The sequence below is a fragment of the Actinoplanes siamensis genome (genome assembly GCF_016862395.1).
GTDB classification, from domain to species: Bacteria; Actinomycetota; Actinomycetes; order Mycobacteriales; family Micromonosporaceae; genus Actinoplanes; species Actinoplanes siamensis.
The window spans coordinates 24,604-39,079 of record NZ_BOMW01000058.1; the positions used below are offsets into that span (position 1 = coordinate 24,604).

The 14,476-nt window shown below is 71.7% G+C and carries 11 protein-coding genes; 5 read left to right on the forward strand and 6 right to left on the reverse strand.

The features are described 5' to 3' along the window. Window positions 1-316 precede the first annotated feature (316 nt). The 4 genes from Asi03nite_RS27765 to Asi03nite_RS27780 all read left to right on the forward strand — a co-directional run bounded on the left by Asi03nite_RS27765 (window position 317) and on the right by Asi03nite_RS27780 (window position 5,452). Complete coding sequence (locus tag Asi03nite_RS27765) at window positions 317-544, forward strand: hypothetical protein (RefSeq protein WP_203683422.1); 228 nt, start codon at window positions 317-319, stop codon at window positions 542-544. A 120-nt stretch (window positions 545-664) separates the two neighbouring features. Beyond that, complete coding sequence (locus Asi03nite_RS27770; protein ID WP_203683423.1) at window positions 665-2,026, forward strand: 3' terminal RNA ribose 2'-O-methyltransferase Hen1; 1,362 nt, start codon at window positions 665-667, stop codon at window positions 2,024-2,026. Beyond that, window positions 2,023-4,515, forward strand: coding sequence for a polynucleotide kinase-phosphatase (locus tag Asi03nite_RS27775; protein ID WP_203683424.1), 2,493 nt, complete (start codon window positions 2,023-2,025; stop codon window positions 4,513-4,515). The genes Asi03nite_RS27770 and Asi03nite_RS27775 overlap by 4 nt, the downstream gene beginning before the upstream one ends. A 118-nt stretch (window positions 4,516-4,633) precedes the next feature. Next, window positions 4,634-5,452 (forward strand): DedA family protein, encoded by an 819-nt coding sequence (locus Asi03nite_RS27780; protein WP_239102973.1) that lies wholly within the window; start codon window positions 4,634-4,636, stop codon window positions 5,450-5,452. Window positions 5,453-5,952: 500 nt separating this feature from the next. On the opposite strand, the gene Asi03nite_RS27785 is transcribed toward Asi03nite_RS27780, so the two are convergent. The 5 genes from Asi03nite_RS27785 to Asi03nite_RS27805 form a co-directional block, all read right to left on the reverse strand. Continuing rightward, window positions 5,953-6,630, reverse strand: coding sequence for a class II aldolase/adducin family protein (locus tag Asi03nite_RS27785; RefSeq protein WP_203683425.1), 678 nt, complete (start codon window positions 6,628-6,630; stop codon window positions 5,953-5,955). 96 nt (window positions 6,631-6,726) lie between these two features. After that, window positions 6,727-7,104, reverse strand: a complete 378-nt coding sequence (locus tag Asi03nite_RS27790; protein WP_014440216.1) for an ArsR/SmtB family transcription factor — start codon at window positions 7,102-7,104, stop codon at window positions 6,727-6,729. 284 nt (window positions 7,105-7,388) lie between these two features. Further along, window positions 7,389-7,553 (reverse strand): hypothetical protein, encoded by a 165-nt coding sequence (locus Asi03nite_RS27795; protein WP_203683426.1) that lies wholly within the window; start codon window positions 7,551-7,553, stop codon window positions 7,389-7,391. A 393-nt stretch (window positions 7,554-7,946) separates the two neighbouring features. Beyond that, window positions 7,947-9,458 (reverse strand): hypothetical protein, encoded by a 1,512-nt coding sequence (locus tag Asi03nite_RS27800; RefSeq protein ID WP_203683427.1) that lies wholly within the window; start codon window positions 9,456-9,458, stop codon window positions 7,947-7,949. A 156-nt stretch (window positions 9,459-9,614) separates the two neighbouring features. Beyond that, on the reverse strand, window positions 9,615-11,222 hold the full coding sequence (locus Asi03nite_RS27805) for a hypothetical protein (protein ID WP_203683428.1): 1,608 nt from the start codon (window positions 11,220-11,222) through the stop codon (window positions 9,615-9,617). A 347-nt stretch (window positions 11,223-11,569) separates the two neighbouring features. Here Asi03nite_RS27805 and Asi03nite_RS27810 point away from each other — a divergent pair, with 347 nt between their 5' ends. Beyond that, window positions 11,570-11,746: a hypothetical protein gene (locus Asi03nite_RS27810; protein WP_203683429.1), complete on the forward strand. Its 177-nt coding sequence runs from the start codon at window positions 11,570-11,572 to the stop codon at window positions 11,744-11,746. Between the two features lie 45 nt (window positions 11,747-11,791). Here the strand turns inward: Asi03nite_RS27810 and clpB are convergent, their stop codons facing one another. Beyond that, window positions 11,792-14,377, reverse strand: coding sequence for an ATP-dependent chaperone ClpB (gene clpB, locus Asi03nite_RS27815; protein WP_203683430.1), 2,586 nt, complete (start codon window positions 14,375-14,377; stop codon window positions 11,792-11,794). Window positions 14,378-14,476: the final 99 nt, after the last annotated feature.

A 14,476-nucleotide genomic window follows, 5' to 3' on the forward strand; every position in this document is an offset into this window, starting at 1 on the left:
TGCGCTCCTTGCTCTTTCGAACGGGCAGAGGGCAGGACCGCGCTGTCCTCCAGCAGGCAGTATTCCGCAGTTGCGGTGCGTAGCGGAAATCACCCCGAAACTCGCGCCCCGAACCTCCCCGGCGCGGGGTCATGTCCGTCCGTCTCCACCATATCGCCCTGGTGGACGTCACTCTCCGCGGTGGCGGCCGGCGGACACGCTCGGTGATCAGGAGCCGAGGCCCCCGACCGGTGGACCGGTGCCGGTTTGTGCCGCGTCCGGATGGGCAAGCGCGCACCATGGGACAGCAACCGGCGACACGAGAAGGGAGCCGAGGATGACCCGTCTGATGGACGAAGCGGACCTGGAGACACCCGAGGTGGACGCCGCCGAACAGGCGACGAACGCGGTTCCGGCCTGGCCGGAGGAGGATCTCGACGAGGTCCCGGACCGGACCGGACCGGCGGCCGGCAACGGGCCCATGACTCCCGCCTTCGCCGAGGCCAGCGAGTGGGACGCCGAGGAACAGAACCGCGTCGTCGAGTTCGACGACGACTACCGCTGACATCCCGGTCCGGGCCCCCGGGCCCGGACCACCCACTCGTGCGCCGCCCGGCTCCCGGGTCGTCCACAGGGCGCGCTATTTCGATCGCACCGGACCGCCGGCGCTGTCACCATCGACGGCGTGCTGCTGACCGTGACGACGACCCACCGCCCCGCGACCGATCTGGGATACCTGCTGGTCAAACATCCTGACCGGGTCCACCAGTTCGACATGCCCACCGGCACCGCCTTCGTCATGTACCCGGAGGCCACCGACGACCGGTGCACCGCCGCGCTGCTGCTCGACGTCGATCCGCGACGGCTGCGCGCCCGCGCCGACGCCTTCGAGCTGAGTCAGTATGTGAACGATCGGCCGTACGCCGCCTCCAGTCTGCTGGCCAGCGCCCTCGCCAAGGTCTTCCGCAGCGCCCTGCGCGGCGCCTGCAAGGAGCGACCCGAGCTGGCCGCCGAGGCGATCCCGCTGGAGATCCGGGTGCCCGTGCTTCGCGGCGGAGCCGAGCTGGTCACGCGCCTGTTCGCCCCGCTCGGGTGGACGGTGACCGCCACCGCGATCCCGCTGGAGCCGCAGATCGGCGGCGACAGCCGGTACGTCGACCTCCGGCTGGCCGGCACGCACCGGCTCGCCGACGCGCTGAACCATCTCTACGTGCTGCTCCCCGTCCTCGACGACGGCAAGCACTACTGGGTCGCCCCGGACGAGATCGAGAAACTGCTCCGGTCCGGCGCCGGCTGGCTCGCCGGCCACCCGGAGAAGGTGCTGATCGCCCGCCGCTACCTCGCGCACCGCAAGTCGCTGGCCACCACCGCGCTGGAGCTGCTCGACGCGGATCAGCCGGTCACCGAGGAGGAGTCGGAGCTGCCGGTGGCGCGCAAGGCGCCGCTCGCCGGGCAGCGCCGGGACGCGGTGATCGCCGCGCTGGCCGAGGTCGGCGCGACCCGGGTGCTCGACCTGGGCTGCGGGCCGGGCGCGCTGCTCGGCGCCCTGCTCAAGGAGTCCCGGTTCACCGAGATCGTCGGCGCCGATGTCTCCGCCCGGGTGCTCGAGCAGGCGGCCCGCCGGCTGCGGCTGGAGCGGATGCCGCAGCGCCAGCGGGACCGGATCAAGCTGATCCAGACCGCGCTCACCTACCACGACGCCCGCCTCGGCGGCTACGACGCGGCAGTGCTGATGGAGGTGATCGAGCACGTCGACCTGCCCCGGCTCCCCGCCCTGGAGGCCAGCGTGTTCGGCGGCGCCCGGCCCGGCGCGGTCGTCGTGACCACGCCGAACGCGGAATACAACGTGCACTACCCCGGGCTCACCGGGATGCGGCACTCGGACCACCGCTTCGAGTGGACCCGCGCCGAGTTCGCCGCCTGGGCACACCGCGTCGCCGAGCGCTACGACTACGCGGTGACCATCCGCGGCGTCGGTGATCCGGACGAGACCACCGGCGCGCCCACCCAGCTCGCCCTCTTCACCAGGACGGAGGTGACCGCATGATCGACATTCCGGAGCTCAGCCTGGTCGCGCTCGTCGGCATCTCCGGATCCGGCAAGTCGACGTTCGCGCGCACCCACTTCGCGCCCACCCAGGTGCTCTCCTCGGACTTCTTCCGCGGCCTGGTCGCCGACGACGAGAACGACCAGTCCGCCTCCGCCGAAGCCTTCGACGCGCTGCACTACGTCGCCGGCAAGCGGCTGGCCGCCGGCCGGCTCACCGTGGTGGACGCGACAAACCTGCAGCCGCACGGGCGGGCCGCGCTGATCAAGCTGGCCCGGGAGTTCGACGTGCTGCCGGTGGCGATCGTCCTGGACGTGCCCGAGTCGCTGGCCTGGGAGCGCACACAGGCCCGGCCGGACCGCACGTTCGATCGCCGGGTCCTCACCCGGATGCAGCGTGACCTGCGGCGTTCGCTGGGCCAGCTGGCCCGCGAGGGGTTCCGCAAGGTGCACGTGCTGCGCGGCCCCGAGGAGATCGCCGCCGCCGGGATCCGCTACGAGAAGCTGTTCAACGACCGGCGCGACGAGCACGGGCCGTTCGACATCGTCGGCGACGTGCACGGCTGCCGCGCCGAGCTGGAGACGCTGCTCGGCAAGCTGGGCTGGGAGCTGGTCCGCGACGACGCGGGCCGCCCGGTCGACGCCGTGCACCCGACCGGCCGCACCGCCGTCTTCGTCGGTGACCTGGTCGACCGCGGGCCGGACTCGCCGGGCGTGCTGCGGCTGGTGATGGGCATGGTGGCGGCCGGCCACGCGATCTGCGTGCCGGGCAACCACGAGCAGAAGCTGGCCCGCAAGCTGAACGGGCGCAACGTCCAGCTCACCCACGGCCTGCCGGAGACGCTGGAGCAGCTCGCCGCCGAACCGGAGGAGTTCGTCCAGCGGGTGCGGACCTTCATCGAGGGACTGGTCAGCCATTACGTGCTGGACGACGGCAAGCTGGTGGTCGCGCACGCCGGGCTGAAGGAGGCGTACCAGGGGCGGGCGTCCGGCCGGGTGCGCAGCTTCGCGCTGTACGGCGAGACGACCGGCGAGACCGACGAGTACGGCCTGCCCGTGCGCTACCCGTGGGCGCAGGAATACCGCGGTTCCGCCACCGTCGTCTACGGCCACGTCCCCACCCCGCGCCCGGAGTGGATCAACAACACCATCTGCCTGGACACCGGCTGCGTCTTCGGCGGCGCGCTGACCGCGCTCCGCTGGCCCGAGCGCGAGCTGGTCGACACCCCCGCCGCGAAGGAGTACTACGCGCCCGTCCGGCCGCTCCTCACGGCCGGGGCCGAGCCCGACCGCGGGCTCGACATCGCTGATGTCACCGGCCGCAAACACCTCGATTACGGGTACGGGCGGACCACCGTCCCCGCCGAGAACGCCGCGGCCGCCCTGGAGGTGATGGGTCGGTTCGCGGTCGACCCGGAGACCCTGGTGTGGCTGCCGCCGACGATGGCGCCGTGCTCCAGCTCGACAGTCGAGGGGTTCCTGGAGCACCCGTCGTCGGCCTTCGCCGACCTGCGCGAGGCCGGAGTCGACCGGGTGGTCTGCGAGGAGAAGCACATGGGCTCCCGGGCCGTGGTGCGGATCTCGGCGTCCGGCGCCGGCGACGCGATCTGGACCCGGACCGGGAGGCCGTTCTTCGGGCCGGAGCTGGACCAGCCGCTGCTGGCCCGGGTGCGGACCGCGATCGGGCCGATCCTGGCCGAGCTGGAAACCGAGTGGCTGCTGCTCGACGCCGAGCTGCTGCCCTGGTCGGCGAAGGCGGGCAGCCTGATCCGGGACCACTACGCCGGCGTGGGGGCGGCCGGCCGGACCGCGCTGCCGGCCGTGCTGGACGTGCTGCACCGGTCGGCGGCACGCGGGCTGGACGTCGCCGCCCTGCGGGACCGGATCGAGCTGCGCTCCTCGGAGATCGACTGTTACTCGGCGGCCTACCGGTCGTACGTGAAACCGACCGAAGGTCTGCGGGGCGTCACGCTCGCGCCGTTCGCGGTGCTGGCCGGCGCCGGGGTCTCGTTCGCCCGTAAGGATCACGGCTGGCACCTGGGGATCGCCGACCGGCTCGTCGCCACCGACCCGGACCTGTTCACGCCGACCCGGCGGATGGTGGTCGACCTGGCCGACCCGGCTGCCGAGGCGGAGGCCACCGAGTGGTGGCTGACGCTGACCGGGACCGGTGGCGAGGGCATGGTGGTGAAGCCGTACTCCGGCCTCGCCGCGGTGGACGGCAGGGGCCGGTTGGTGCAGCCGGGCGTGAAGTGCCGCGGCCGGGAGTATCTGCGGATCATCTACGGCCCGGAGTACACCCGCCCCGAGCTGCTGGACCAGCTGCGCCGGCGCAACCTGGGCCGCAAGCGCAACCTGGCCCTGCGCGAGCACGGGCTGGGCCTGGCGGCGCTGGACAGGCTGGCCGAGGGCGCGCCGGCGTGGCGGGTGCACGAGCTGGTCTTCGCGATCCTGGCGGCCGAGTCGGAGCCGGTCGACCCGCGTCTCTGAGCACCTCACCGGGCGCCGGCCGAGCACCGGCCGGCGCCCGGTCCCTCGTCCGTGCGCACCGGGTATCCACAGCTGTCGTACAGGTTGGGCCCGCCGCCGGGCCGGTACCCTGCTACCCGTGGACATCCGTGCGCTCACCGAGCAGCTCGCCCTGAACCCGATGGACCCGAAGGACCTGCTGCACACCTTCGGGCTGTACGGGGTGTGGGCCATCCTCTTCGCGGAGACCGGCCTGCTGGTCGGCTTCTTCTTCCCAGGTGACTCGCTGCTGTTCCTGGCTGGCATCGCCGCGTCCCCGGTGGCCGACGCGATCTTCGGCGACGGCACCCGGATGTCGCTGACCGGCCTGCTGATCGGCGCCCCGGTCTGTGCGATCGCCGGCGCCCAGTTCGGTCACTGGCTCGGCGCCCGGTACGGGCGGAAGATGTTCGAGCGCCCCGACTCCAAGCTGTTCAAGCGGGAGCACGTGGCCAAGGCGGAGTACTACTTCCAGAAGTTCGGCCCGGCCAAGGCGGTGGTGCTGGCCCGCTTCATCCCGATCGTCCGGACGTTCCTGAACCCGGTGGCCGGGACGTTGGGCATGCCGGCCCGCCAGTTCTTCCTGTGGAACGTGATCGGTGGCATCCTCTGGACCGACGGCGTGCTCCTGATCGGGTACGCGCTCGCCAAGCAGATCTACGACGCCATCGGCGACAAGATCGACCACTACATCCTGCCCGTCGTGGTGATCATCGTGCTGCTCTCGGCGCTGCCGATCTTCATCGAGATGCTGCGGGAGCGGAAGGCGAAGAAGAACGGCACGCACTCCGGCCCGCAGCCGGCCGCGGCGGTCGGCGTGGTCGCCGCCGCCAGCATCGCCGGCCTCGCCGAGGCGGCGGCCCACCACGATGACGACGAGAACGACCGGAACCGGCGGCCGCGTTCGCACCGCGCCTGATTCGCAGTCCACCACTCGGCCGGCTCTGGAGCCTCCAGGGCCGGCCGACGTGTTCCCGCCCCGGCGCGATCCGGACGCCTCGCCGTTGCCCTTCTCCGGGCCGTCTGCTCGCCGAGAGCTCGGCACGCGGCGCCGCCCGAGCTCGATCCGTGCCCGCGGGCCGACTCACGGCCGGGTCCTCCCGGCTTGGCCTGCCCTGCCGGGCGGTGCCCCGGATTCTGGGTCTTCCGGCTTCCGGACCTTCTTTTCCCTCTTTCGCGCGATCTCGGAAACGAAAAGAGCCCGGCCAGGGGCCGGGCTCAGGTGACTCCAGCGAGCCGCCGCGGTCCGCGCTCGGGAGGACGCGGCGCAACCGGCCGGGCGCCGTTCTCGGGGGAGGCGATCCAGCCGGCTGGCGGCCGATCTCCAGGGGACCCGATCCAGTGGGCCGGTGGCCGGGCTCGGGCGACGCGATCCAGCCGGCCTCAGGGACGGCCGGCTGGCAGCGTCTGCGGGTCCGCTCAGACGGTGGTGACCGCGGCAGGCCCGGAAATCCGGTCCAGGAACTCCTCCGGGCAGTCCCGGAGGTTCTCCAACCGGCCGGCGACCAGCGCCTGGTACGTCAGCGCGGCCGCCTCCTCGAGGTTGCGGGCGCGCTTGTGCGCCAGTTCCACCGAGTCGCCCATCACCACGCAACCGTGCTGGCTCAACACCAGGCAGTCGGTCCCGTCCGCGGCCATGGCCGCGGTCAGCGCGGCGAGCTCGGTAGTGCCCGGCAGCCGGAACGGCACTGTCGACACACGCCGCAGGTAGAACGCGTGGTCGGTGGTGACGATCCGGATGTGCTCACCCAACGCGTCCAGCAGCAGCGCCGTCTGCGGGTGCAGGTGCACCACGGCGTTGACGTCCGGGCGGGCACGGTAGAGCGCGAGATGCAACGCCAGCTCGCTGGTCGGCTCGATGCGCGGCGGCGGCAGGGCGCCGATCGTCGCGAGCTCGCCGTCCGTGACGCGAACCGGCGCGAAACTGGCCCGGCTCAGCCGGTCGAGCCAGGCGCCACTCGCGGTCACCCAGATGGCGTCCTCGTCGGGAATCCGGGCGGACAGATTGCCGCCGGAGCCGCAGACAAGTCCGGCCTGGACCACGTCGTAACCCACGTGCGCGAGCTGATCACGCAGGTCACCGGGCACGTAGTTCACCTGTTCCTCCTCGTTTCGCCAGGGGTGGCCAGGGAAGAGGTCCTCGGCCTGGCGTCACGCCCCCATGTTCCAGTGACGCCAGGCAATGCCCACCGATCAGCGCGCCTTCTTGGTCGCCCGCTTGCGGGGCGGCGTCAGCAGGTCCGCGATGGTCGCGATGGCGGTCGGCACCAGGCGGTAGTACGCCCAGACTCCCCGCTTCTCGCGCTCCAGCAGACCCGCCTCGGTCAGGATCCGCAGGTGGTGACTCACGGTCGGCTGCGACAGCCCCAGGGGAGCTGTCAGGTCGCAGACACAGGCCTCACCGTCCGTCGCGGACTGAATAAGGCTGAGCAGCCGCAGCCGTGCCGGGTCGGCGAGCGCCTTCAGCACTCCCGCCAGGCGCTCGGCGTCGGCGCGTTCAATCGGCTCGCCGGCAAGCGGCGAGATCTGAGGCATCGTCATTTCCGCCAACGCAGTTCCCACGATCTCCATCCTTCCACCAACTGCATCGATTCTCCTGCATGTGAGCAGGAACGAACCGGCTAACTTTCAGGCCGTAAGGCCGACATCGAGCACCGTGTCGGTCAACCGCCGACGCGGGCCGGAACCCCGTACCGCGTCACCCATCCGATCAACCTTTCCGCCCGCACCGACTTCGGTCTCTGCCTCCTGCAACGCCTCAGCCGCCACTTGGTCGCTACCCATCCGTGTCGAGCTCTCGATCCCCTTCTCGGGAGTGAGCCAACCCACATTGTCAATTCATCGATTGTTTCGGTTCACCGATCCAGGCGATGACTCGGCACGGAACGCGTCGACACCATCACGCCACGCTGCGCGATCAACGGGTCGCTACGCGCCTCACGACCCGATGAAAGCACGACGCCACGCTGTGCGACGGGCAATTCAGTGATGAATTTACCCAGGTCGTGCCGTGCCTCCATGACATCGAGCGTACTGGCTTGAAGGAAACCGGAATCTTTCGCCCCGCCGGGGCGGAACGGAACTATTGACCCAGGGCTCTACATGGCTCTGTAAAGAAGGTTTACCGATCGGACAACGGATCTCGACCTTTCCGGCGACCATAGATGCAGCTCAAAGCAGCCAACACCGCCACGGTACCCATCCGCCCCTCAAGATGACCTGGTAGCCGCGCTGTGAGACTGCTGTGAACCCCGCCAATCACGTTTGTCCGTCCAGGCGAAAACACCCACCGGACGGCCGATCTCGTGCTATCCGGACAGCCGATCGAGTGAAGGCGAAGGAAACCGTCTGTACCCGTTCGAGTGACCCACAGTTGTCGATACCGATCCGGATCTAGGCAGGCTTCCGCATGGTCACTCGGGGGGCCGCCGCCAGTATTCGTCATCGGATCCAGGGGCGGGCCGGTTCGCCGCCCGATCACCCGGCCGCGAAGCCTCCCCGATGTGTCCTTGCCCACTCTCCGTAGCCGGCTCGGGGTCCGCGACGCTTCCCGAACCCTCCGTCACACCGGTTGGCGATCGGTCTCCGGCGGCCGGCGCCCACTGCTGGGCGGCCGGAGGTCGCTCAGTGGACGGGTGATCAGCGGGCCCACCCGTCGGGGAACCGACAGCGGACGATGCCTCTGGCCGGCTCCCCTCAGCCGGGGCAATCGGAGCCGGCCCCGGCGAGCTCGGGACAGGCCTGGCGGCCTCAGCCGGTGGAGTGGCCGCGGGCGACGCAGCCGGGAAGCCGCCGACGGGCGGGTAGGCACCCGGTGATCCGGGAGGCGGGTAGGCGGACAGGTCGTCGGGCGACGGCACGTGCGCCGACGGCGGCACGGGCGGGGCGAACCCGGATGGGCCAGCCGAGGCGTACGGGGAGGTTTGCATCGGCGGTGCGTACCCCCGAACAGGCGTCGGTGAACCACCTGCGGCAAGCCCGGAATGCGGCGCGCCGGAGGGCGCGCCCGAAGTCGCTCCGGGAGGAGCCGCCGGCGGCGCTCCAGGAACCGTGCCGAAGGGCGCACCCACCGGCGATCCGGGGGCCGCACCGAAGGGCGCACCTGACGGTGAGCCGGGAGCCGCGCCGTAGTGGGCGCTCGACGGCGTCCCGGAGGCCGCGCCGTAGGGGGCGCCTGACGTCGGGGACGGCGATCCGAACGGCGCGCCCGGCGGCGGGGCGTAGGGCGAGCCGATGGGCACACCGTGAGCGCCCGGCCCTCCGTGGAAAGCGCCCGGGGCGCCCGGAGCCCCGAACGGGCCGGGACGCTGCGCGAAGCCGGGGTGGCCGGGAGCGCCGTGCGGGCCGAACGGCGGGCCGGCGGGAGACGGCTGGGGGGCGTAGCCGAAGAACGTGCGCGGGGCGGCCAGCAACATGGCCCCGACGGCGAGGTAGGCGAGGACCTGGAGGCCGGTCACCACGACGTTCAGGCCGATCCACCCGTCCGGGTAGGCCGAGCCGAGCGCGTCGCTGATCGAACCGGGCACCGGGTCGCCGGAGCGCTGGGCCAGCACCGTGACGAACGAGCCGAGGCCGCCCAGGACGCCCAGCACGCAGAAGACCAGCGAGGCCACCCGGGCCACCCGGCTGCCGCGGCGCAGCCCCAGCCCCAGCACCACGAAGAGCGCGAAGAACAGGATCGACAGCACCGCGGCGAGCGCGGCGTCGAGCCAGACCACGGTGACGAAGTTGTCCGCCTCGGCGCCGCCGGCCGCGTCGCGGAAGCGGCTGACCGTGCCGGGAGCGATGGCGACAGTGACGATGGCATAGACCAGGCCGGCCGCGCCCATCAGCCAGAGCAGGGCGGATGCGGCCGTCACGGCGGGCGGGCGGCCGCTGCTGGGCGGCGCGGGCGCGGTGACGGGTGGCACGGCTGCGTAGGACATCGATGGCTCCCGCGGTGTTCGGTTGGCAGGAAACCTACCGCGTAGCCGGGCCCCGTCGCGGACGGACCGCAAGGCCTGTGGACAAGCGAACCGGCCCGCCTGTGGACAGGCGGACCGGTTCAGGAATTCTCGGGCAGGATGGGCGGGCGCCGGTCGTCAGGCCGGATCCCGCGGCGGCCGCTGCTCGTCGGCGGGCGGCGCCGAAGCCGGAGCCGAGTCGGAGCCGGACGGCACTGCCGGGTGAGGAGGAGACGACGCCGGATCAGTAGCGGACGGTGCTCCCGGGTGGGGAGGCGCCGGATGAGAAGCGGGCGGCGCCGATCGGGGAGCCGCCGAGTCGGGTGCCGGAGGAGCCGTAGCCGGCGGCTCGCCCGGACGGCCGCCCGAAGCGGAATCCGGTTCGGCGGGCGTGGGCGGTAACTGCCACGGGTCGCTCGGCGGACCGAACTCTTCCGGCGAGGCGGGCGGCTGCGAGGCCGGGAAAGGCGGCGGGTAGGTGCCCGCTCCGCTGGGCGGACCGGGATAGTGACCGGGGTACGGCGTGGGCTGTCCCGGATAGGCCGGCTGTCCGGGATAGGCAGGCTGTCCCGGATAGGCAGGCTGTCCGGGATAGGCCGGCTGTCCCGGATAGGTGGAGTGGCCCGGGTAGGGCGGCAGTCCCGGCGCCGGTTGTCCGGGCGCCGGTTGTCCGGGCGCCGGTTGTCCGGGCGCTCCGTAGGAGGGCTGACCCGGGTAGGGCGGCAACCCCGGCGCCGGCTGCCCGGGCTGCCCGAAGGACGGCTGACCGGGCGATCCGGACGGCGGCTGCGCACCGTGTGGCGAACCCGCCTGCCCGAAGGCCGACGGACCGCCCTGCGGTGAACCGGGAGGCCCCCAGCCCGACTGGCCACCCTGCTGCGGCGAACCCGGCTGGCCAGGTCCGAGCGGCCGGTAAGCGGACTGATCCCCGTGCGGCGAGCCGGAGACGCCGGAGACGCCAGGCGCTCCGGGCCCGCCGGGAACTCCCGGAGCGCCAGGGATTCCCGGAGCGCTTGTGAATCCAGGAGCCGCTGGGAATCCGGGAGCGCCGGGCTGCCCGTACCCACCCGGATACGGCTGCCCGTACATCGGCTGCTGATAGCCACCCGGATATCCGGGCTGCTGGTACGGCCCCCACCCGGAAGCCACCCGCCACCGGAAGAACCGGTTCGACGGCGGCACCGCGAGCAGAACGATCACCGCGATCAGCGCCGCCAGCGCGAAGAGCGTGAACCAGACCGCGATCGAGTCGAACCACCCCGGCACCACGCCTTCCAGCCGGGCGTCCAGCTCCGCCTGGGTGGGCAGCCGGCCCGACCCGTTCGCGCCGGTGTCCCCGACCACCGTCGCGAAGTCGGTCACCAGCGCCAGCGCCGTCGACGGGATCACCACCGCGCAGCACATCAGCAGGCCGGAGACGATCCACGTGATCACCCGCGACGGCTGCTTGCCGCGCAGGTTGAACACCCCGAGCAGGGTCAGCCCGACCGCCACGATCAGATAGAGCACGATCAGCATCACGGCGACCGCCCTGATCCCGCCGGCGATGTTCTCGAACTCGGTACCGCCGTACGCCTGCTCGTACACCTCCCCGGCCTTGTCCAGCGCGGCGTAGGCCAGGAACGTGTAGATCACCTGAACGGCGGCGACCAGGAAGAGCAGCGCCGACGAGATCGTCACGGTGGCCGGCCGGCCCGGTGGTGGCGGAGCCGCCGGATAGTGCGGCGGATATGTGGGAACGGTCACAGCGCCCTCCTCTAGATCCATTCACGGTATCGGCCGGCGACCAGGTCCGGCGACCGGCACGCACACCGCGGCGCTGCGGCAACATCGGGCGACGATGACGCGAACGGCCGCGCGAGGGGTCGCTCGTTCGAGGGGCGGCGTCGCTGGACGCCACCACCTAGACTTCCATGACATGGCGTCCGGCAGGCACCAGAGACCTCCAGCGACGCCCGCTGCCCGCACGAGTCGCCCGCCCCGCTCACCCATCGCCGGGGCCGAGGCAGACCGATCCCGGGCCCTCTCCCGATTGCGCGGGCCGCGTGACCACACCGCGGCCGCCCCAGACCTGACAAGGACCGGTGAGTCCCATGCCCCACGCAGACACCCTGACCGTCGTGCACCATGACGACACCTGGACCCGATTCGAAGACGTCCGATATCAGCTCCACCGGGACGGCATCCGGATCTGGTCCGCCGAAGGCGAGCACGCCATCACCGATGTCCTGATGACCCACGCGTACCGGCAGCGCGAAGCGGCCTCGTAGGAAGAACGGCCCCGGGGAAACCCGGGGCCGTTGCGCTGAGCACCGTTATCCGCGCCGGACCGCCAGCCCGTCGAGCGAGTCGTTGATCGAGACCACCACGGTGTCCCCGTCCTGGATCTCCCCGGCCAGCAGCGCCTTCGCCAGCAGGTCCCCGATCGTGGCCTGGACCAGCCGGCGCAGCGGTCGCGCGCCGTAGATCGGGTCGTACCCGTGCTCGCCCAGCCAGTCCACCGCCTGGTCGGTGACGAACAGGGTGAGCCGGCGCTCGGCGAGCCGGCTCCGCAGCCGGCCGAGCTGGATGTCCACGATCTGGGTCAGGTCGTCGCGGGTGAGCGCGTGGAACACGACGATGTCGTCCAGCCGGTTCAGGAACTCCGGCTTGAAGTGCGCCCGGACCGCGGCCAGCACCTCGTCGTGCCGTTCCTCGTCGCTCATGGTGAAGTCGGCGGCCGACGAGCCCAGGTTCGACGTCAGCACCAGGATCGCGTTCCGGAAGTCGACCGTCCGGCCCTGGCCGTCGGTGAGCCGGCCGTCGTCGAGCACCTGCAACAGCACGTCGAAGACGTCCGCGTGCGCCTTCTCCACCTCGTCGAGCAGGACCACGCTGTACGGCCGGCGGCGCACCGCCTCGGTCAGCTGGCCGCCCTCCTCGTACCCGACGTATCCGGGCGGGGCGCCGACCAGCCGCGCGACGGAGTGCTTCTCCCCGTACTCGCTCATGTCGATCCGGACCATCGCCCGCTCGTCGTCGAAGAGGAAGCCGGCCAGCGCCTTGGCCAGCTCGGTCTTGCCGACGCCGGTCGGGCCGAGGAACAGGAAGCTGCCGGTCGGGCGGTCCGGGTCGGCGATGCCCGCGCGGGCTCGCCGGACGGCGCCGGCCACCGCGGCCACCGCCTCGCGCTGGCCGATCACCTTGGCCTGCAGGGTCTCCTCCATGCGGAGCAGCTTGGCGGTCTCGCCCTCCATCATCCGGCCGGCCGGGATGCCGGTCCACGAGGAGATCACCTCGGCGATGTCGTCCGCGCCGACCTCCTCCTTGACCATCGGCGGCTCGGCGCTCTCCTCCTCGGACGCGGCCGCCGCGTCCATCTCCTTTTCCAGGCCCGGGATCACCTCGTAGAGCAGGCGGGAGGCCTGCAGCAGGTCGCCGTCGCGCTCGGCCCGCTCCTGCGCCGCCCGCGCCTCGTCGAGCTGCTTCTTGAGCTCGCCGACCCGGTTCAGGCCGCCGCGCTCGCGCTCCCAGCGGGCGTTGAGCGCGGTCAGCTCCTCGGTCTTGTTGGCCAGGTCCTCACGCAGCCGGGCCAGACGGACCCGGGACGCCTCGTCCGACTCGTTCTGCAGGGCCATCTCGTCCATCCGCATCCGGTCGACGACCCGCTGCAACTGGTCCAGCTCGACCGGCCGGGAGTCGATCTCCATCCGCAGCCGGGAGGCGGCCTCGTCGATCAGGTCGATCGCCTTGTCCGGCAGGAACCGGTCGCTGATGTAGCGGTCGGACAGGGTGGCGGCGGCGACCAGCGCGGCGTCGGTGATCTGCACCCGGTGGTGCGCCTCGTAACGTCCCTTGAGGCCGCGCAGGATGCCGATGGTGTCCTCGACCGTCGGCTCGCCGACCACCACCGGCTGGAAGCGCCGCTCCAGCGCCGGGTCCTTCTCGATGTGCTCGCGGTACTCGTCGAGCGTGGTCGCACCGACCATGCGCAGCTCACCGCGGGCCAGCATCGGCTTGAGCATGTTGCCGGCGTCCATCGAGCCCTCGCCCTTGCCGGCGCCGACCACCGTGTGCAGCTCGTCGAGGAACGTCACGACCTGGCCGTTGGAGCTGCGGATCTCCTCCAGCACGCTCTTGAGCCGTTCCTCGAACTGACCCCGGTACTGCGCGCCGGCGACCATGGCGCCCAGGTCGAGGGAGACCAGCTTCTTGTCGCGCAGGGTCTCCGGCACGTCGCCGGCCACGATGCGCTGGGCCAGGCCCTCGACGATCGCGGTCTTGCCGACGCCGGGCTCGCCGATCAGGACCGGATTGTTCTTGGTACGCCGGGACAGCACCTGCACCACGCGGCGGATCTCCGCGTCGCGCCCGATCACCGGGTCGATCTTGCCCTCGCGGGCCAGCGCGGTCAGGTCGACGCTGTACTTCTCCAGCGCCTTGTACGTCTGCTCGGGATCCGCGTTCGTCACCTTCCGGTCGCCGCCGCGCACCTGCGGGAACGCGGCGACCAGGCTCTCCTCGGTGGCGCCTGCGGCCTTGAGCGCCTGGCCGACCGCCCCGCCGACCCGGGCCAGGCCGGCCAGCAGGTGCTCGGTGGAGACGTACTCGTCGCCGATCGGCTTGGCGATCAGCTCGGCCTCCCCGATCGCGTTGACGAACTCGCGGGAGAGGCTGGGCTCGGCGGTGCTGGAGCCGCGCGCGCTGGGCAGCTGCTCGACGGCACGGGCCGCGGACCGGCGGACGTCCGCGGGGTTGGCGCCGACGGCGCGCAGCAGCGCCGGTGCGGTGGACCCGGCGGTGTCCAGCAGTGCCAGCAGCATGTGCCACGGCTCGACGGTGGCGTGCCCGCTCTGTGCGGCGGTGGCCACGGCGCCCTTGATCACGTCGCGGCTCTTGGTGGTCAAACGTTCGGCGTTCATGAGCTCCCCTGATCGGCGTCCCACCGGGTGTAACCCAACAGACTTGAGCCTATTTCACTCAACTTTAACTTGCTCGGGGAAGGCGGCCGGAAAGCAGGG

Bases quoted from the DNA above. Each gene is read 5' to 3' on its own strand.
- Asi03nite_RS27765 (WP_203683422.1), top strand. From the start codon at position 317: ATGACCCGTCTGATGGACGAAGCGGACCTGGAGACACCCGAGGTGGAC.
- Asi03nite_RS27775 (WP_203683424.1), top strand. From the start codon at position 2,023: ATGATCGACATTCCGGAGCTCAGCCTGGTCGCGCTCGTCGGCATCTCC.
- Asi03nite_RS27790 (WP_014440216.1), bottom strand. From the start codon at position 7,104: ATGGAGATCGTGGGAACTGCGTTGGCGGAAATGACGATGCCTCAGATC.
- Asi03nite_RS27795 (WP_203683426.1), bottom strand. From the start codon at position 7,553: ATGGAGGCACGGCACGACCTGGGTAAATTCATCACTGAATTGCCCGTC.
- Asi03nite_RS27800 (WP_203683427.1), bottom strand. From the start codon at position 9,458: ATGTCCTACGCAGCCGTGCCACCCGTCACCGCGCCCGCGCCGCCCAGC.
- Asi03nite_RS27810 (WP_203683429.1), top strand. From the start codon at position 11,570: ATGCCCCACGCAGACACCCTGACCGTCGTGCACCATGACGACACCTGG.
- clpB (WP_203683430.1), bottom strand. From the start codon at position 14,377: ATGAACGCCGAACGTTTGACCACCAAGAGCCGCGACGTGATCAAGGGC.